General features: G+C 59.9%; 19 protein-coding genes. 4 read left to right on the top strand and 15 right to left on the bottom strand.

Going from position 1 to position 18,478, the window contains the following annotated elements; genetic code table 11:
* Positions 1-37: 37 nt before the first annotated feature.
* Positions 38-820, bottom strand: coding sequence for a class I SAM-dependent methyltransferase (locus ACM6IN_RS19655; RefSeq protein WP_414916562.1), 783 nt, complete (start codon positions 818-820; stop codon positions 38-40).
* Between the two features lie 92 nt (positions 821-912).
* On the opposite strand from ACM6IN_RS19655, the gene ACM6IN_RS19660 reads away from it, so the two are divergent.
* Positions 913-1,533 (top strand): hypothetical protein, encoded by a 621-nt coding sequence (locus tag ACM6IN_RS19660; protein WP_007908883.1) that lies wholly within the window; start codon positions 913-915, stop codon positions 1,531-1,533.
* 3 nt (positions 1,534-1,536) lie between these two features.
* On the opposite strand, the gene ACM6IN_RS19665 is transcribed toward ACM6IN_RS19660, so the two are convergent.
* From ACM6IN_RS19665 to ppc, 7 genes are all read right to left on the bottom strand, one after another.
* Complete coding sequence (locus tag ACM6IN_RS19665) at positions 1,537-2,229, bottom strand: extensin family protein (RefSeq protein WP_414916563.1); 693 nt, start codon at positions 2,227-2,229, stop codon at positions 1,537-1,539.
* A gap of 2 nt (positions 2,230-2,231) precedes the next feature.
* Positions 2,232-3,053 carry an isocitrate lyase/PEP mutase family protein gene (locus ACM6IN_RS19670; protein ID WP_414916564.1) on the bottom strand — a complete coding sequence of 274 codons (822 nt, stop codon included), beginning with the start codon at positions 3,051-3,053 and terminating at the stop codon, positions 2,232-2,234.
* A gap of 32 nt (positions 3,054-3,085) precedes the next feature.
* Positions 3,086-3,946 (bottom strand): DUF72 domain-containing protein, encoded by an 861-nt coding sequence (locus tag ACM6IN_RS19675; protein ID WP_007908887.1) that lies wholly within the window; start codon positions 3,944-3,946, stop codon positions 3,086-3,088.
* Complete coding sequence (locus ACM6IN_RS19680) at positions 3,946-4,254, bottom strand: hypothetical protein (RefSeq protein WP_007908889.1); 309 nt, start codon at positions 4,252-4,254, stop codon at positions 3,946-3,948. Before ACM6IN_RS19680 ends, ACM6IN_RS19675 begins: the two co-directional genes overlap by 1 nt.
* A 222-nt stretch (positions 4,255-4,476) precedes the next feature.
* Entirely contained in the window at positions 4,477-5,151 is a 675-nt protein-coding gene (gene tsaB / locus ACM6IN_RS19685) for a tRNA (adenosine(37)-N6)-threonylcarbamoyltransferase complex dimerization subunit type 1 TsaB (protein WP_095112537.1), read from the bottom strand.
* A gap of 93 nt (positions 5,152-5,244) precedes the next feature.
* Positions 5,245-5,895 carry an adenylate kinase gene (gene adk / locus ACM6IN_RS19690; RefSeq protein WP_007908894.1) on the bottom strand — a complete coding sequence of 217 codons (651 nt, stop codon included), beginning with the start codon at positions 5,893-5,895 and terminating at the stop codon, positions 5,245-5,247.
* A 300-nt stretch (positions 5,896-6,195) separates the two neighbouring features.
* A complete protein-coding gene (gene ppc / locus ACM6IN_RS19695; protein ID WP_414916565.1) occupies positions 6,196-8,826 on the bottom strand; it encodes a phosphoenolpyruvate carboxylase in 2,631 nt (876 codons plus the stop codon).
* Between the two features lie 213 nt (positions 8,827-9,039).
* Between ppc and ACM6IN_RS19700 the strand changes: the two genes are divergently transcribed.
* The 3 genes from ACM6IN_RS19700 (at position 9,040) to ACM6IN_RS19710 (ending at position 10,938) form a co-directional block, all read left to right on the top strand.
* Positions 9,040-9,384 (top strand): pilin assembly protein, encoded by a 345-nt coding sequence (locus ACM6IN_RS19700; RefSeq protein WP_095112540.1) that lies wholly within the window; start codon positions 9,040-9,042, stop codon positions 9,382-9,384.
* A gap of 306 nt (positions 9,385-9,690) precedes the next feature.
* Positions 9,691-10,095 (top strand): DUF4398 domain-containing protein, encoded by a 405-nt coding sequence (locus ACM6IN_RS19705; RefSeq protein ID WP_007908899.1) that lies wholly within the window; start codon positions 9,691-9,693, stop codon positions 10,093-10,095.
* A 54-nt stretch (positions 10,096-10,149) separates the two neighbouring features.
* Positions 10,150-10,938, top strand: a complete 789-nt coding sequence (locus tag ACM6IN_RS19710; RefSeq protein WP_007908901.1) for an OmpA family protein — start codon at positions 10,150-10,152, stop codon at positions 10,936-10,938.
* A 459-nt stretch (positions 10,939-11,397) separates the two neighbouring features.
* Here ACM6IN_RS19710 and ACM6IN_RS19715 read toward each other — a convergent pair whose 3' ends face one another.
* The 7 genes from ACM6IN_RS19715 to prfB form a co-directional block, all read right to left on the bottom strand.
* On the bottom strand, positions 11,398-11,727 hold the full coding sequence (locus tag ACM6IN_RS19715; protein ID WP_007908903.1) for a hypothetical protein: 330 nt from the start codon (positions 11,725-11,727) through the stop codon (positions 11,398-11,400).
* Positions 11,724-12,629 (bottom strand): alpha/beta hydrolase, encoded by a 906-nt coding sequence (locus ACM6IN_RS19720; protein ID WP_414916566.1) that lies wholly within the window; start codon positions 12,627-12,629, stop codon positions 11,724-11,726. The genes ACM6IN_RS19715 and ACM6IN_RS19720 overlap by 4 nt, the downstream gene beginning before the upstream one ends.
* Before the next feature lie 165 nt (positions 12,630-12,794).
* The gene (locus ACM6IN_RS19725; RefSeq protein ID WP_176091693.1) at positions 12,795-14,045 is read right to left on the bottom strand and encodes a flavohemoglobin expression-modulating QEGLA motif protein; all 1,251 of its coding nucleotides are present in this window, start codon (positions 14,043-14,045) and stop codon (positions 12,795-12,797) included.
* A 51-nt stretch (positions 14,046-14,096) separates the two neighbouring features.
* The gene (locus ACM6IN_RS19730) at positions 14,097-14,651 is read right to left on the bottom strand and encodes a hypothetical protein (protein ID WP_414916567.1); all 555 of its coding nucleotides are present in this window, start codon (positions 14,649-14,651) and stop codon (positions 14,097-14,099) included.
* Positions 14,652-14,802: 151 nt separating this feature from the next.
* Entirely contained in the window at positions 14,803-15,516 is a 714-nt protein-coding gene (locus tag ACM6IN_RS19735; RefSeq protein WP_007908909.1) for a TetR/AcrR family transcriptional regulator, read from the bottom strand.
* Between the two features lie 105 nt (positions 15,517-15,621).
* Complete coding sequence (gene lysS / locus ACM6IN_RS19740; protein WP_007908910.1) at positions 15,622-17,124, bottom strand: lysine--tRNA ligase; 1,503 nt, start codon at positions 17,122-17,124, stop codon at positions 15,622-15,624.
* Between the two features lie 114 nt (positions 17,125-17,238).
* A protein-coding gene (gene prfB, locus ACM6IN_RS19745; protein ID WP_102358477.1) for a peptide chain release factor 2 occupies positions 17,239-18,334 on the bottom strand; the annotation gives its coding sequence in 2 pieces (ribosomal slippage) (positions 17,239-18,261 and positions 18,263-18,334; 1,095 coding nt in all).
* Between the last annotated feature and the right edge of the window lie 144 nt (positions 18,335-18,478).

The raw sequence follows: 18,478 nt of genomic DNA on the forward strand, positions 1-18,478 counted from the left end.
TGGGAGCTGGCTTGCCAGCGATGAGCGCGACTCGGTATCAAGCCTTGAGCGCTTTCTTCGGGTAGATGTCATAGCGGCTCGATTTGCCATCCAGCGCATGACTCGGCTTCGGCCCCTCAATGCACGGTGCCTTGCGCGGTCGTTTGACCACCACGCGGTGCGTCGCCAACGCCAGCGCAGCCTGCAACAGCGCCGGCGCATCCGGATCATCGCCCACCAACGGCCGGAACAGGCGCATTTCCTTCTTCACCAGCGCAGTCTTCTCGCGGTGGGGAAACATCGGGTCGAGATAAATCACCTGCGGCGGCTCACCTTCCCAGTTCTGCATGACTTCGATGGAGTTGCCCTTGAGCAAGGTCATCCGCGCCACGATCGGCGCCACGTCGAAATCCTCCGCCGCGCGCGCCAGGCCATCTTCCAGCAACGCGCCAATCAGCGGCTGACGCTCGATCAGGCTCATCTCGCAACCGAGACTGGCCAGCACGAACGCATCCATGCCCAACCCCGCCGTGGCATCCAGCACGCGCGGGCGCACGCCTTGGGCGATGCCGACCGCCTTGGCAATCATCTGCCCGCTGCCGCCACCGTATAAGCGCCGATGCGCCGCACCACCTTCAACAAAGTCGACGCGCACCGGCCCCGGTGCATCCGGGCCGAGCTGTTGCAGCTGCAAACCCTGCTCGCCGACCTGCAAGGCAAACTCGCCGTCCGCCACTTCAAGCGGCAGGCCCAGGCGCTCGGCCCACTGCCCGGCTTGCGCTTCAAACGTCGGGCCGAGGGCCTGAACATGGATGCGGCAGGCCGCAGGTTGCTCGATCATGGAAAACACGCTCAAAAATTCAAGGATCGGCAAAAACCGCCGATAATTCATTCAACGCGCATTTTGCCAGAGCTGAGCGTCAACCGAAAAAAATGTCAGGCATTCTTCCCACATCGATTGGCTACATCTCGCCCCATGGCGACTTTAGCCGTCACAACACTCAAGCACTGAGCGGCGTCAGTCACCTGTGGCAGGATTTCTTTGCCCAGGCGATGGCCGAACAGACGAGTGAAGTGGTGCCTGCCTGTGGCACGTTCCCTCCGGTTGACCTGAGCAGCCCTGAAGAACCGACCATCGGCAGCGAGCTGCACGCGCACATCGTCAGCCAGCGCGAGTGCGATGTGGTGGAAACCGAAGTGCGTCCGCCAGAGCCGCTGTTCCTGCCGATCGCCGAATTCGAAATGGACTTGCTGGACAAACCATTCCCGCCGTTCCCGCCGGAAGAACTGAAAGCTCAGCAAGAGCAACAGGATTTCGACAGCAGTTGGGTGCGTCCGGTGGTGATCAACAATGGTCAGCCCGTTCCAGAGCCTGGCCCGGCCCCGCAGAAGAAACCGCTGTACCTGCCGATTGCCGAATTCGATCTGGATCTGCTGCAAAAGCCTTATCCGCCGTTCCCGCCGGAAGAAATCGTCGAGCAACAGAAGGCGCTGGACTTCGATAATGGCTGGGCCCGCCCGATCGTTCTGCAGAACCTGCGCCTCGCCGCCTAAACCTCAGCGACACACGCTCCAGCGCCCGACATCGACATGAAAGTGATTGCGGTGGGCGGCGTTGTAATCCGGGCTCAACACCACACTGAATGCCTCACAGGCACCGTCGCGCAACTGACGCAGAAACTGCGCGTCCTGATTTTGCTTGGGCCAGTCCTTGAGCACGCTGACCGTGCGGCCATCGGCCAGACGAAAACCGGCGATGTCCAGCGCATCAGCACTGGCATGACGGCTGAGCGCGCCGCTTTCGCGGTTGTAGACATTGCGACAGGCGAAGCTGCCGAGGTGATCGACACGCGCGATCTTTTGCCCGTAAACGGATTGCGCGACGGGTTGCAGCGTGTGGTGTTCAAACATCGCGTAGGCCACTGCCAGCGGACAACTGGCGAGGAAGCTGCTGCTCAGCGCCACCTCACCACCCTGCACGCGCAAGGCGCCGATCAGTGGACACTTGGCGTCGGGGCTGTCGGATTGCCGCGTGACGCGCAGATCAGAGCTGCTCAACGACTGGGCGCAGAGTTCAGGATCGCTGCGCAAGCGCATCAGCTTGTAACCGGTCAGCCAATTGGGCGCGGCTTTGACGTCCAGTGGCGCCCATGGATTCCATTGCGGCGGTACGTCCAGCCAACCGCGCCAGACACTGACCGCAGCGCCGCCAATCATCAGCAGCACCAGCCAGAATATCCACCGCCCCATGTTCAGCCTTTGAAAAACTGGTTGGCTTTGGCGTACGGCATCGACTGCGCGGTAAACCCGAACGTGCCGGATTGCTGGATCTCTTCAGCGGCGCGGAAGAACTCGCCGAACGCCGCCAACGCCAATGCCGAGCCGGTGCTGATACGCCGCACACCCATTTCTTGCAGCTCCTGCACGGTCAGTTTCAAACCGCCGGACATCAACACATTGACCGGTTTCGGCGCCACCGCGCGCACCACCGCCAGCACCTCTTCGGCGTTGCGCAAACCTGGCGCGTACAACACGTCGGCGCCCGCTTCGGCGAAGGCCTGCAAGCGGCGGATGGTGTCGTTGATATCAGGATTGCCGTGCAGGTAGTTTTCCGCGCGCGCCGTCAGGATGAATGGGAATGGCAGCGTGCGCACAGCGGCGACGGCCGCTTCGATACGTGCCACAGCGTGTTCGAAGCAATAGATCGGCGCATCCGCGCGGCCCGTGGCGTCTTCGATCGAGCCACCGACCGCACCCGCCTCTGCTGCGCGAAGCAGGCTTTTCGCGGCTTCGGCCGGGTCATCGGAAAAACCGTTTTCCAGATCCACTGCCACCGGCAAATCGGTGGCCGCGACAATCGCGCGGACATTGGCCAGGGTCTCGTCGAGACCTAGCGCACCATCGGCCTTGCCCTGGGAAAACGCGTAACCGGCACTGGTCGTTGCCAACGCCTGATAGCCGAGGCTGGCGAGCATTTTCGCCGAACCGGCATCCCACGGATTGGGAATGACGAAAATCCCCGGACGTTCATGCAGGGCTTTGAAGGCGTGTGCTTTAACGGCTTGGGCATCCATCGGCAGGCTCCTGAGCAGGATAAAAATCCGCTTCAGAGCAGGCCAAGTTGCTCCGCAGCGGGTTCTCTGTATAGCTCAGGCAGCGCCGGCAGGCCAGGCAAACGTTGCATCAGTTGTGCGTGAAAACGTTGCGCCAGCTTCGCTGCGAGGAGGTTGTCGGCGGTGTGCAGGAAGATGTACGGCGTGCGGCCCTCTTCGATCCATTCGGCGATTTTCGCCACCCACGGCAGCAGGAACGAGTCGTTGGCTTCCAGTTCCGGATGGCCAATGAAACGCACCTGCGGGAACTGCGTAAACGCCGCCGGGCGCGTCGGCACTCGCGGCTTTTTCGATTGCGCGTGGATCACCGACGACTCGGTCGACAGGCAGCTGAACAACGCACGCGGATCAAGGCAAATGCGCTCGACACCACGATCCAGCAGCAGACGATTGAGCAAACGTTCGCTCTCGCCCTTGGCGAAGAACTGCTCATGCCGTACTTCCACCGCCAACGGACAATCCAGCGCATCGATGAACGCCGCCAGTTCAGGCAGGCGATGCGGCGTGAAGCTTTTCGACAGTTGCAGCCACAGCGGCGAAACACGCTCACCGAGCGGCTTGAGTAATTGCAGGAAGGTTTCGGCGGCGGTCAGTTGCTCGCGCAGGTCTCCGCTGTGGCTGATGTCGCCGGGGAATTTGGCGGTGAAGCGAAAGTGCTCGGGCATAACTTCAGCCCAACGCTGCACAGTCGCGGGCGATGGACTGGCATAGAAGGTCGTATTGCCTTCAACGGCGTTGAACACTTGGGAATACAGACCGAGGAAGTCAGAGGTTTTTGCATCTACCGGGTACAGATATTCGCGCCAGGCGTTTTCGCTCCAGGACGGGCAACCGAGGTAGTAAGGCAGATCCATCAGATGTACAGATCGAGGCCCAGCACGTCTGCATCCCAATCGACAAAACCGGCGGTGCTCAGGTAACTGGCCAAGGCCATCGCTACGCTCTTTTTCATCGCACGGTGATAGATCATGTCTTGCTGACGGGCAGGCAGATTGCTCAGGCGTTGGGCCGAGGCTTTGGCAGCGCGGGCGGCCAATTGCTCTTCAGTCGGGAATTCCAGCTCGCCGTCGATATCGTCGACGGATTCATCCAGCGCCACATTGCCTTTGCGAGGCTTGCGCTTGATGGGGTAGGACTGAGAGGAAAGGCCGTCTATACGCATAATTTCATGCTCGGTATCGATGATGGCAATTTAGCGGCACTTGACCGACTTAGCAAACCGCCGAGTGATAACTAGAACACATAAAGCGCAAAAGGTTTAAAGCGGGGGGTTAGAAACTGACGATTGGCTTCAGAAGATCAAAAGATCGCAGCCTGCGGCAGCTCCTACATTTGGAATGCGATCCTTGTAGGAGCTGCCGCAGGCTGCGATCTTTTTAAAGGCTCAACGAGCCTTGGGGGTGGCGACTTTGTCGCGCAGGTAAACCGGTTGTGCATCATCCGCCGGGATCGACTCGCCGCGCTCCCAGGCGAAACGCGCCAAGGTCAGCAAGTCTTCGGCGTGGGGCAACATGCCGGCGTCGGAGCCGGTCAGATCGACCGCGATCCGCTCGCCATAACCCCAACCGGTGCCAGCACCAAACCAGTCGCCACTGGCATCGGCCGGCAGCGCGGCGACTTCCGGTGGCAACACAGCTTCGGCACCGACCAGACGCATCTCCCCTGCCGTCTCACGGTAGCAGCCCCAATACACTTCATCCATCCGCGCATCGATGGCCGCCGCGACCTGGCTCACGCCGTGCTCACGCAGCGCACGTTGCGCCAACACGGCCAGATTGGACACCGGCAACACCGGACGATCCAGCGCGAACGCCAAACCCTGGACCACACCAATGGCAATCCGCACACCGGTAAACGCACCCGGGCCACGACCGAAAGCAATCGCATCGACCGCCTGCAACGTGGTGCCGGCATCGGCCAGCAGTTGCTGGATCATCGGCAACAGTTTCTGCGCGTGCAGGCGCGGGATCACCTCGTAATGACTCGTGACCTTGCCGTCATGCAGCAAGGCAACGGAGCAAGCTTCAGTCGCGGTGTCCAGGGCCAGCAAGGTGCTCATCGATGTATCCAAAACAGGGGTGGGAAAAAGTGCGTCAGTATAAACAACTACGGCCCGCAAGCGGGCCGTGGATGATGCAGCCGATCAGACTTTTCAGCTCAGCGCGGCCAGCACCTTGGTGGTGATCGCATCAACCGAACCAACGCCTTCGATGTGGCTGTACTTCGGCTTGCCAGCGTTTTTCTCGGACAGGTTCTGATAGAACTCCACCAGCGGCTTGGTCTGCGAATGGTAGACCGACAGGCGATGACGCACGGTTTCTTCGGTGTCGTCCTTGCGCTGTACCAGCTCTTCGCCGGTGATGTCGTCTTTGCCCGCGATTTTCGGCGGGTTGTAGACGATGTGGTAAACGCGGCCGCTGGCTTCGTGAACACGACGGCCGGCGATGCGTTGAACGATTTCTTCGTCTTCAACAGCGATTTCAACCACGGCATCCAGCTCGACGCCGGCAGTCACCAGGGCTTCAGCCTGCGGAATGGTGCGCGGGAAGCCGTCGAACAGGAAACCGTTGGCGCAGTCTGGCTGAGCGATACGGTCCTGAACCAGTGCGATGATCAGGTCATCCGACACCAGGCCGCCGGCATCCATGATGCTCTTGGCTTGCACGCCCAGCGGAGTACCGGCCTTGACCGCTGCACGCAGCATGTCGCCGGTGGAAATTTGTGGAATGCCGAATTTTTCGGTGATGAACTTAGCCTGAGTACCTTTACCGGCCCCGGGAGCTCCCAGCAGAATGACGCGCATTAGATGTGCTCCTCAATTTTTTTATAAAAAGCTTTTACAAAACAAAGGATTCGCCTCTTGGGACGAATCCTGAAAATACGGGTCGTGGCCGCACAAACGGCCAAAGGCTGATCAAGATACACAGCAGGCTGCGCCCACACAAGACGCCAAAAGTCGGAGAAACCGACGCCCCCCGCGACCTTGCGACGCGGTAACCCAAGTCGCAACCCCATCAATAACTGTCGCCTGGCGGCATTTTCATCCGTCAGGCAAAGCGGCACCCGGCATTTGTGTGCGGTGCCGCGCGCCACGACAAAAACGTTAGCCGGTATTTCGCAAACCGGCGGCAATCCCCGCCACAGACACCAGCAACGCCTGTTCCACCGGGCTGCCCTGCTCGACATCCTGCTGTCGCGAACGGGCCAGCAATTCGGCCTGCAATAGATGCAGCGGGTCGAGGTAGGTGTTGCGCAGCCGGATGAATTCGAGGGTGTCAGGGCTATGTGCCAGCAGCTGCGACTGGCCAGTCAGGCCAAGCACCACCGCGCACGCCTGCGACAATAGGTCGCGTAACTGCGCGCCCAACGGCAACAGATCCGGCTCGACCAGACGTTCATCGTAGGACAGCGCGATATCCGCGTCAGCCTTGGCCAGGACCATCTCCAGCATGTCGATGCGCGTGCGGAAGAACGGCCACTGCTCGCGCATTTGCCCAAGCAACTCGCCCTCGCCGCGCTCCAGCGCCTTGCTCAGTGCCGATTCCCAACCGAGCCACGCTGGCAGCATCAACCGCGTTTGCGTCCAGCCGAAGATCCACGGGATTGCCCGCAGGCTTTCGATACCGCCGGCCCGGCGTTTGGCCGGGCGACTGCCGAGCGGCAAACGACCCAGTTCCTGCTCGGGTGTGGACTGGCGGAAATACTCGACGAACTGCGGATTTTCCCGCACGACCTGGCGATAAGCACTGACACCGTCAGCCGCCAATTCATCCATCAGATGACGCCACTCTGGCGTCGGTGGCGGCGGTGGCAGCAAGGTCGCTTCAAGCACCGCCGCCAGATACAGATTGAGGTTTTGCTCGGCGATGTCCGGCAGGCCGAATTTGAATCGAATCATTTCCCCCTGCTCGGTGGTGCGGAACCGCCCCGCCACCGAACCCGGTGGCTGCGACAGAATCGCCGCGTGGGCCGGGCCACCGCCACGGCCCACAGTGCCGCCGCGACCGTGAAACAGCAGCAGCTCGACTTGCTGCTCGCGGCAGATTTCCACCAGGCGCTCCTGCGCGCGATATTGCGCCCAGGCCGCCGCCGTGGTGCCGGCGTCCTTGGCCGAGTCGGAGTAACCGATCATCACTTCCTGCGGGCCTTGCAGCCGCGCGCGGTAACCCGGCAGCAGCAACAGCCGCTCCATCACCGGCCCGGCGTTGTCGAGGTCGGCGAGGGTTTCGAACAGCGGCACCACGCGCATCGGCCGCAACACGCCGGACTCTTTGAGCAGCAGTTGCACGGCGAGCACATCGGAAGCGGCGCCGGCCATGGAAATCACGTAGGAACCCAGCGACGCACCCGGCGCGGCGGCGATCTCCTTGCAGGTGTTGAGCACTTCGGCGGTATCAGCAGAAGGCTTGAAATGCGCCGGCAGCAATGGCCGACGATTGCTCAATTCGCGGGTCAGGAAGGTGATGCGCTGCTCTTCGTCCCAGTCTTCATAGCGACCGAGACCGAGGTAATCAGTGATTTCAGTCATCGCCGAACTGTGCCGCGAGGAATCCTGCCGCACATCGAGGCGCACGAGGAACAAGCCGAAGGTCACCGCACGACGCAAGCAATCGAGCAACGGGCCGTCTGCAATCACGCCCATACCGCATTCGTGCAGCGAGTTGAAACACAGCTCCAGCGGATCAAGCAGATCGCGGTTGTTGTGCAGCACATCGGCCGGCGCCGGGGTTGGCGCAGTCAGCGCGGCGTGTGCCCAGTTGCGCGTGGCGCGCAGGCGTTCGCGCAGTTGTTTGAGCACCGCGCGATACGGTTCGGCACTGTCGCCGGCCTTGGCTTTGAGGGCATCGCTGGCCTGCTGCATCGACAGTTCGGCCGCCAGATGATCGACATCGCGCAGGTACAAATCGGCGGCCATCCAGCGCGCCAGCAGCAACACTTCGCGGGTCACCGCAGCGGTGACGTTGGGGTTGCCGTCTCGGTCGCCGCCCATCCAGGAAGCGAAGCGAATCGGCGCCGCTTCCAAGGGTAGACGCAGGCCGGTCGCTTCGTACAACGCCTTGTCGGCCTTGCGCATATGGTTGGGGATCGCTTGCCACAGCGAGTGCTCGATCACCGCGAAACCCCATTTGGCTTCATCAACCGGTGTCGGTCGTGTGCGGCGGATTTCTTCGGTGTGCCAGGCTTCGGCGATCAGCCGTTGCAGGGTATTTTGAATCTGTTCGCGTTCGGCTGTGGTCAGGTCGCGATGATCCTGCGCGGCGAGTTGCCCGGCGATCGCGTCGTACTTCTGGATCAGCGTGCGGCGTGCCACTTCGGTCGGGTGCGCGGTCAAGACCAATTCAATTTCCAGGCGCGCCAATTGCCGGGCCAGCGACTCGGCGCTGTGGCCTTCGCTGCGCAAACGCGCGAGCAATTCCGGCAATACGCGGGATTCGAACGGCGCCGGCTGCGACTCTTCGCGCCGATGGATCAACTGATACTGCTCGGCGATGTTCGCCAGATTGAGAAACTGGTTGAACGCCCGGGCTACCGGGAGCAACTCGTCTTCGCTCAATTGATTGAGGCTGGCGCTCAGTTCAGCGTCCATCGAGCCACGCCGATCGGCCTTGGCGCCTTTGCGAATCTGCTCGATCTTGTCGAGAAAGGCCTCGCCGTACTGGTCTCGAATGGTGTTGCCCAACAGCTCTCCGAGCAGGTGAACGTCTTCGCGCAAGCGTGCATCAATATCGGTCATCAGCAATTCCCCAGCAGTAATCCGGACGGCTTAGAAACGAGTGCATGACCTAGAGAGTGCCGCTCTACGACGCTTCTTACAAGCATCCGACCAAGGGACGTTAAACCTTGCGGGCGAAAGCTAGTCTCAACAGTAAGCCGTACAACGGCTTGCCGCCGGCCCCGGCGGACACTCACCCAGACCTGCCATGAGCAGGTGCGAAATGAGGTCATCATGAAAATTCGTGAACTCGCCCAGCATTGGGAAGAAAACGCCAAGGGTCGCCTGACCGACACTGGCTACTCGATTCATCTGGACGTCGAAGCCGCTGCGCGTCTGGCAGCGATTACCGAGATGTACCCCAAACGGCATGTCGAAGAATTGCTCGGCGAACTGATCGGCGCGGCGCTTGAAGAGTTTGAGGCGAGCCTGCCGTATGTGAAGGGTTCGACGGTGGTGGCGACGGATGAGGAAGGTGATCCGTTGTATGAGGATGTCGGGCCTACGCCGCGGTTTCTGGCGCTTTCGCGCCGGCATTTGCATGACCTCTCGGCCGCAGCAGGCAAGCAAAAACACTGATCCGGCATTGCGTTAACCCTGTGGGAGCTGGCTTGCCAGCTCCCACAGGGAATGTATTTTTCCTCCAGCACTACGTCTTTCTTTCCCCGCGCGTACCGCTTCATCCTGCCAAAGTTCCCGCTTTAGAGCCTTGTCCATTCAGTCAAAAATTATTTTGGCGATAGGCCATCTTTTCTGAACTTTTGAAAAATCCCGCCGGTCGGAACCTGTAACCACGCCTGGAACGAGCGTTTCAAAAACGCGCTTTCACACGTCGCTTGCGGCTCCTCGACCAGGATGGATTCAGATGTATTCAGGAGATGCCTAATGGAGTTGAAGACCATGAAAAACCAAACCTCGTTTACCCACCTGCGCGGTCTGAAACTGGCGGCTCTGGCCATCGGCACCAGCTTCGTGCTGGCCGGTTGCGCCGGTAACCCACCGAGCGAGCAATACGCCGTGACCCAATCGGCCGTGAACAGCGCTGTCAGCGCCGGCGGTACCGAGTTCGCTGCGGTTGAGATGAAGCAGGCGCAGGACAAACTGAAACAAGCCGAAATCGCCATGCACGACAAGAAGTATGACGAGGCTCGCACCCTGTCCGAGCAAGCCGAGTGGGACGCTCGCGTCGCCGAACGCAAGGCTCAGGCCGCAAAAGCCGAACAGGCTGTGAAGGATTCCCAGAAAGGTGTTCAGGAACTGCGTCAGGAAAGTCAGCGCACCGTGCAGTAAGCGCGCATCCCGACCGCAAAGCTGAATCTCTTATCGATAGAAAGGACGAAAATTATGCGTAAGCAACTGATGATCCCCGCTCTTCTGGCCGCAAGCGTTGCTCTGGCTGCCTGCTCCACTCCGCCTAACCCGAATCTGGAAAACGCGCGCACCAACTACGCCGGCCTGCAAGCCAACCCGCAGGCAAGCAAAGTCGCGGCGCTGGAAACCAAAGACGCCAGCGATTACCTGGACAAGGCCGACAAGGCTTACCTGGACAAACAAGACGCGGCCAAAGTTGACCAACTGGCTTACCTGACCAACCAGCGTGTGGAAGTGGCCAAGCAGACCATCGCCCTGCGCACCGCTGAAAACAATCTGAAGAACGCAGCTGCCCAACGTGCTCAAGCGCGTCTGGATGCTCGCGATCAGCAGATCAAACAGCTGCAGGACAGCCTGAACGCCAAGCAGACCGATCGCGGTACGCTGGTGACTTTCGGTGACGTGCTGTTCGCCACCGACCGTGCCGACCTTAAATCCAGCGGCCTGGTGAACATCAACAAACTGGCGCAATTCCTCCAGGAAAACCCGGATCGCAAAGTGATCGTCGAGGGTTACACCGACAGCACCGGTACAGCCAGCCACAACCAGTCGCTGTCCGAGCGTCGCGCCAACTCCGTGCGCACCGCACTGGTGAAAATGGGCGTTGATCCAGCGCGTATCGTCACCCAAGGCTACGGCAAGGAATACCCGGTTGCCGAAAACGGCAGCGCTTCCGGTCGTGCAATGAACCGTCGCGTGGAAGTGACCATTTCCAACGACAACCAGCCAGTGATGCCACGTTCGGCGGTCAGCTCGAACTAAGCGCCCTGCTGTAACGCAAAAGCCCCGCCTGAGTGATCAGGCGGGGCTTTTTTGTGCGGGCTGAAATCGCGCCCCCTCACCCCAGCCCTCTCCCGAGGGAGAGGGAGCCGATTTGTGGTGCTTTCAGAATTTGTGTTCGACACGATGGATCAGGCGGGGCTTTTTTGTGCGGGCTGAAATCGCACCCCCTCACCCCAGCCTTCTCCCGAGGGAGAGGGAGCCGATTTGTGGTGCTTTCAGAATTTGTGTTCGACACGATGGATCAGGCGGGGCTTTTTGTGCTGGCTGATATCGCAGCCCCTCACCCCAGCCCTCTCCCGAAGGAGAGGGGGCCGATTTGTGGTGTTTTCCACATTTGCGTTCGACTCGGTGGATCAGGTCGGCGTATAGCGAAAGAACACCTCGGTCAGTCCCCTCTCCCTCTGGGAGAGGGTTAGGGTGAGGGCTGAACCTGCAGAATCACTGTTCCAGCTTCTGCGGAGTCTCCTCACCCATGCAACGCACGGCTTTCTTCTGGGCGTTAATCAGCACACCGGTCAAACCTTTCTGCTCGGTATCGAACAACACCAACACGCCATCAATGCACTGCGCCACTTGCGCCGCCGGGTCGAGCGAGACCTTGTAGTCTTCGCCCGGCACGGTCTTGAGCATGGTGAATTCATTGAGCAGCAACGCATCCTCGGGTTTGGCGAAGTGCAGGTAGCCGTAGTACCACAGCGCCCCGACGGTGCCGAGGATGCTGCAGATACCGGTGATGATCAGCGGGATGGCGTTGCGTTCTTCAGTCATTGCGGACTCTCATCTTCAGAATTCGGGGGTGTCGGGTAATTGGGGATTTCGCCGAGACGGCGCAGGCCGTTGAAATGCTCGGGATCGTCGAGGTAGCGCAGCATGACCTGACGCCACACCGGGTCGCCGAAGGTCTGCACATGACCGCCACGGGTCAGTTGCAGCACACGCGGTGGCGGCGCAGCTTGATACAGACGGATGCCGTTGGAAAGCGGGACCAGCGGATCGTCGATGCTGTGGAAGATCAGCTTCGGCACGCCGTTGAGTAGCGGCATCGAGTTGATCGCGCTGTCGCCATCCGGCACCAGCCACGACAGTGGTACCTGAAATGGCCAGGTCAGCCACGAAGTGCTGAGAGCATATTGGCCGACACTGCGATAGCTCGCGGGCACGCCGTCGAGCACCAAAGCCTTGAGTTGTTTCTGCCGTTCGGGATGCTGCACCAGCCAATGCACGGCCATCGAACCGCCGAGGCTCTGACCGAGCAGAATCAGCGGCTTGCCTTTGACCTCGGGCGCCTTGTCGAGCCAGGCGAACGCGGCGTCGATGTCCTGATAGATCGCCGGCAAACTCGGCTCGCCCTCGGACAGGCCATAACCGCGATAGTCGACCAACAGCACTTGATAGCCGTTTTTCGGCAGCCACCAGCTGCCACCGAGGTGCATCGGCAGGTTACCGCCGTTGCCGTGCAGGTGCAGAACGGTGCCTTTGACTTCGACACCGGGTTTCGCCGGTAGCCACCAGGCGTTGAGCTTCAAGCCATCAGCGGTAACCAAAGTTACCGTCCGGTATTCGAGCTTGGCTTTTTCCGGTGTAAAGATCTGGCCCGGCTCGGGGTAGAACAACAGCGAACTGCAACCGCCGAGGGTCAGGAGCAGGCAGAAGATGCCGAGGATTCTCATCCGGTGAAACCTCGCAAAAGAAATTGGCAAACAAACGATTCAGAGAAAAACAAATAACCCTGTGGGAGCTGGCTTGCCAGCGATGGCGGTGGGTCAGCCAACATCAATATTGACTGAGAGAATGCAATCGCTGGCAAGCCAGCTCCCACAGGGGATATTGGTTGTTCAAAGGATATTGGAGTAATCCGCTTCGATCCGGTCCAGGCTCAAGTGATTGAGGAAGTTGGAGAAACACATCCACGCCGACAACGCATTCAAATCGCGGAACTGATCCGGCAGGTATTTCGGCGGCACCACCAATCCTTCATCCACCAGCTGGCGCAAGGTCCGCATGTCTTCCAGTGTGGTCTTGCCGCAGAACAACAACGGAATCTGCTCAAGCTTGCCCTTACGCACGGCCAACTGAATGTAGTTGTAAACCATGATAAAGCCCTTGAGGTAGGACAAGTCTTTGGTGAATGGCAGCCCCGTCGGCGTCGAGCCACGGAAAACCCGACTGGCGTTGCCGTAACTTTCCGCCATCTCAAAGCCCTGCTCGCGGAAGAACTCGAAGATCTGCAGGAAGTCGGCGCCCTCCTCGACCATGTGAATGGCGCGGGTGCGGTTGGTCAGTTTGCGCAGGCGACTCGGGTAGGAGGCGAACGTGATGATTTCCATCAGGATCGCCAGGCCTTCCTGGGTCACCGTCGACGACGGTGGGCCTTTGGACAGGAAGGTGCAGATCGGCTGGTTCAGCCCGTTAAGCGTGGTGCCGACGTGCACCAGGCCTTCGTGGACTTCCAGCGCGCGTACGTCGCGATCGTTGAACATCGCGTCGGTGCGGATCTTGATGTAGTCGGCGCCGGCCGCCGCGTCGGCAACGATGCCGTCGGACTCGAACACGCGGATGGTTTCCTCGGCCTCGCCGAACACTTTGTTCAGACGGGTCTGCAGCAAGTGCACCGCGTCTTTGGCGGTGAGAATTTTCGGCTCGTCCTTGAGGTCGCCACGGCCATCAATGTTGTTCAGGTAGTCGGACATCATCAGGCCGAGGTCGGCCAGCGTTGGGTCACCGGCGTGGAATGCATCGGAGGCGGCGCCGTACAGTTCCTGCGAAATCAGGCCGAAATCCTCGGTGCCACGCGCTTCAAGCATGCGCACCACCATGCGGTATTCCTTGCACATACGGCGCATGATCTGCCCGACCGGGTTGAACTGGCCGAGCTGGCGGGTGATGTCGCGCTCAATGTTCTGGAACTCCAGCTTGACCTTGCTCGAATCGAAACTCAGCGGCCGATTGAGGTAGTAGTCGCGATCGACGGCGGGCATTTCCTTGCCTTTGGCCTTGAGGAAACCCTTGCGGATGTTCTCGTCCCACTTGACCGCGTCGAGCACACGGATCGGCGTCTGCGCCAGCACAATGCGGTCGGACAACATGCGTATCGTCTGCTGGTAATCGTCCACCCGAAACTCCTGTAGAAAACTGAATTATTTGGCGCGGGCCTGACGCTGGTAGCGCACGGCTTCCACGAAAACATCGGAATTGGCCGGATCATCGAGGTATGCAAAAACCTTGTCGAGGTTGCTGTCGACCTGTACGCCGTCGCCATCGTCAGTCTGGAAAACCTGACCGTCGAGGGCTTTCTGGTTGATCGCTTGATTGATCTGGTCGAGATCGAGGTTGTAGACCACCAGTTCGTGTTTGTCGGTGAGCTCGAAGCCGGCGATGGTGAAGTGGCCGCCGAAGCGCGCCGGCACTTTCGCCGACAGATACCAGCGGCTGCCGTGGCGCGACACGGTGAAGGGATAGGCTTCACGCTCGTGGGGTTTGGCCTTGAAGTACGTGACGGCCTGATAGCGATCGTTGCCCAGGCGCGTCAGCTCAAGGTTCATCGGCTCGCCCCAGGCATTGGTGCTCGACCATTTGCCGAGCAGGCCTGTGGGCGCCGGGTCACTGGCGGTCAGCGGCTCCTTGAAGGTCACCAGACAGCCACTGAGCAGCAGGAACGACAAGGCGATCAGCACGCCACGCCAGGCTTTCATTCAATACTCCCTATGAATCTGAAACACCTTTCCCCTGTAGGAGCTGCCGAAGGCTGCGATCTTTTGATCTTGGTCTCTAAAAGCAAGATCAAAAGATCGCAGCCTTCGGCAGCTCCTACATTGGGATCGGCGTCAGGCGGCAACGATTGCGTTACACCGACGCGAGCACCAGGTGCATATACCGCGTCAGAATGCCGAGCATGTCCTCTTCGGCCAAAGGCTCGGCGTCGTTGAGCAGGCCCTGATATTCCATCCGTCCGATAATCGCCGTCAACACCTTGGCATCTTGCTGCGGTTCACGCGAGCCCAACACCTGGAACAACTGGCAGGTACCCTGCAACAGAATCTGCTGATGTGAACGCACCAGAATCGCCAGGCGCGGGTTAAGCAACGCCTCCTGACGGAATGCCTGTTCGGCCATCAAATGCTCACGCCGGTTAATCAACTGCCGGTGCACATAGTCGGCCATCAGCCGCGCAATATCGTCCGCCAGTTGCGAGCGCGACTCCGGGCTGCCGTCGCCACTGACGACCATGTCACGCAACAGACCTTCATTGTTGACCCACAACTTGGCCATGTACGCCGCGCTGCGTTCAACGTATTGGGCGAAGGTATCGGTGAGCAGGTCATCGATGTCCTTGAAGTAATACGTGGTCGCCGACAGCGGCACACCGGCCTCGGCGGCCACTGCACGATGGCGCACGGCGCGCACGCCGTCGCGCACGACAATGCGCATCGCGGCGTCGAGAATGTCCTGGCGACGCTGCTCACTGCCCTGTCGGCTGGCCTTGCGACCCTGGTACTGAACACTTTCAGCGACCGCAGTGGCGATACCCGCTGCACCCTCTTGAGCTATTGCACCCATCACGACAGAACTTCCTCTGCTATTGCAAAATTAACCAATTGATACATTTGTACCAGACAGGCAATAAAAAGCCGCCTGTTTTAGGCGGCTTTTTAACTGAAACGTTTACGCTTGCGGTCGCATGTGCGGGAACAGGATCACATCGCGGATCGACGGCGAGTTGGTCAGCAACATCACCAGACGATCGATGCCGATGCCTTCACCGGCCGTTGGCGGCATGCCGTACTCCAGCGCGCGAACGAAATCGGCGTCGTAGTGCATGGCTTCGTCGTCGCCGGCGTCCTTGTCGGCCACCTGCGCCATGAAGCGCTCGGCCTGGTCTTCCGCGTCGTTCAACTCGGAGTAGGCGTTGGCGATTTCACGGCCACCGATGAACAGCTCGAAACGGTCGGTGACGTTCGGGTTGTCATCGTTGCGACGAGCCAGCGGCGAGACTTCGAACGGGTACTGAGTGATGAAGTGCGGCTGTTCCAGTTTGTGCTCGACCAGCTCTTCGAAAATCATCACCTGCAGCTTGCCCAGACCTTCGAAGCCCAGCACCTTGGCACCGGCCTTCTTGGCGATGGCGCGGGCCTTGTCGATGTCGTTCAGATCATCGGCAGTCAGCTCAGGGTTGTACTTGAGGATCGAGTCGAACACCGACAGACGCACGAACGGCTCGCCGAAGTGGAACACCTTGTCGCCGTACGGCACGTCGGTGCTGCCCAGCACCAGCTGCGCCAGCTCACGGAACAGTTCTTCGGTCAGGTCCATGTTGTCTTCGTAGTCGGCGTAAGCCTGGTAGAACTCCAACATGGTGAATTCAGGGTTGTGCCGAGTCGAGACGCCTTCGTTACGGAAGTTGCGATTGATCTCGAAAACCTTTTCAAAACCACCGACCACCAGACGCTTCAGATACAGCTCAGGGGCGATACGCAGGAACATTTCCATGTCCAGCGCGTTGTGGTGGGTTTCGAACGGCTTGGCTGCGGCGCCGCCCGGAATGGTCTGCAGCATCGGCGTTTCGACTTCGAGGAAGTCGCGCTTCATCAGGAAGCTGCGGATGTGCGCGATCACTTGCGAACGGACGCGGAAGGTCTGACGCACGTCTTCGTTGACGATCAGGTCAACGTAACGCTGACGGTAGCGCTGTTCGGTATCGGTCAGGCCGTGGTGCTTGTCCGGCAGCGGACGCAGCGATTTGGTCAGCAGACGCACGCTGGTCATTTCGACGTACAGGTCGCCCTTGCCGGAACGCGCCAAGGTACCTTCGGCAGCAATGATGTCGCCCATGTCCCAGGTTTTCACCGCGGCCAGGGTGTCTTCCGACAGGGTTTTACGGTTGACGTAGACCTGGATGCGACCGGTCATGTCCTGGATCACCATAAACGAACCACGGTTGAGCATGATGCGACCGGCAACCTTGACCGGGATTGCAGCCTCTGCCAGCTCTTCCTTGGTCTTGTCCGCGTATTTCTTCTGCAGATCTTCGCAGTAGTTTTCGCGGCGGAAGTCGTTCGGGAAGGCATTGCCCTTGGCGCGCTCGGCAGCCAGCTTTTCCTTGCGCAGGGCGATCAGGGAGTTTTCTTCCTGTTGCAGGGCTTGCGGGTCGAGTTGTTGGTCGCTCATGTCTTTAGATATTCCATCAGGTTCGTTGCCCCCGGGCCTGGCGGCCCGGAGATCGCCAGCTGGGCTGGCTCCTACAGGGATCGGGTTGAAGCAGCCGATGCTGTATTGCGTCTTTTACAGGCCCGATTTCAGGCTGGCATACAGGTATTCGTCGATGTCGCCGTCGAGTACCTTGTCGCAGTCGCTGCGTTCGATGTTGGTGCGCAGATCCTTGATCCGCGACGCATCGAGCACGTACGAGCGAATCTGGTGACCCCAGCCGATGTCGGATTTGGTGTCTTCCAGCGCTTGCGATGCGGCGTTGCGTTTCTGCATTTCCTGCTCGTACAACTTGGCCCGCAGCATTTTCATGGCGGTGTCCTTGTTGGCGTGCTGGGAACGTTCGTTCTGGCAGCTGACCACGGTGTTGGTCGGTACGTGAGTGATACGTACGGCCGAGTCGGTGGTGTTTACGTGCTGACCACCGGCACCCGAAGAACGATAGGTGTCGATTCGCAGGTCTGCCGGGTTGATTTCGATTTCGACCTTGTCGTCGATCTCTGGCGAGACGAACACCGCGGAGAACGAGGTGTGGCGACGGTTGCCGGAGTCGAACGGGCTCTTGCGCACCAGACGGTGCACGCCGATTTCGGTACGCAGCCAGCCAAAGGCGTATTCGCCCTTGATGTGCACGGTCGCACCTTTGATACCGGCGACTTCACCGGCCGACAGTTCCATGATGGTCGCGTCGAAACCGCGTTTATCCGCCCAGCGCAGGTACATGCGCAGGAGGATGTTGGCCCAGTCCTGGGCTTCGGTGCCGCCGGAACCGGCCTGGATATCCAGGTAGGCGTTGTTCGGGTCCATTTCATGGCTGAACATGCGGCGGAATTCCAGCTTGGCCAGATTTTCCTCGAGACGGGCCAGCTCGGCGACGACATCGCCCACTGCGCCTTCGTCGTTTTCTTCGACGGCCATGTCCAGCAGATCGCGGCAATCGGCCAGGCCGGCGTTCAGTTCATCGAGGGTATCGACGATCTGCGCCAGCGCCGAACGCTCGCGGCCCAGCTCCTGGGCGTATTCAGGTTTGTTCCAGACACTCGGATCTTCAAGCTCGCGATTGACTTCAGTCAGACGCTCATGCTTTTGATCGTAGTCAAAGATACCCCCGAATAGTTTCGGAGCGCTCGGACAGGTCCTTGATGGTGTTCAGGATCGGATTGATTTCCATGACGGGCAGCACTCGTTGGCGAACTTTTGAAAGCCGGCGAGTATAACGTAATCAGGCTGTCACGGCAGCCCGTCTGGCGGGTGTGGGGATCATTAAAACCTTTGCCCTCACCCTAACCCTCTCCCAGAGGTAGAGGGGACCGAT

The sequence above is a fragment of the Pseudomonas sp. IT-P395 genome (genome assembly GCF_949767675.1).
Lineage (GTDB): Bacteria > Pseudomonadota > Gammaproteobacteria > Pseudomonadales > Pseudomonadaceae > Aquipseudomonas.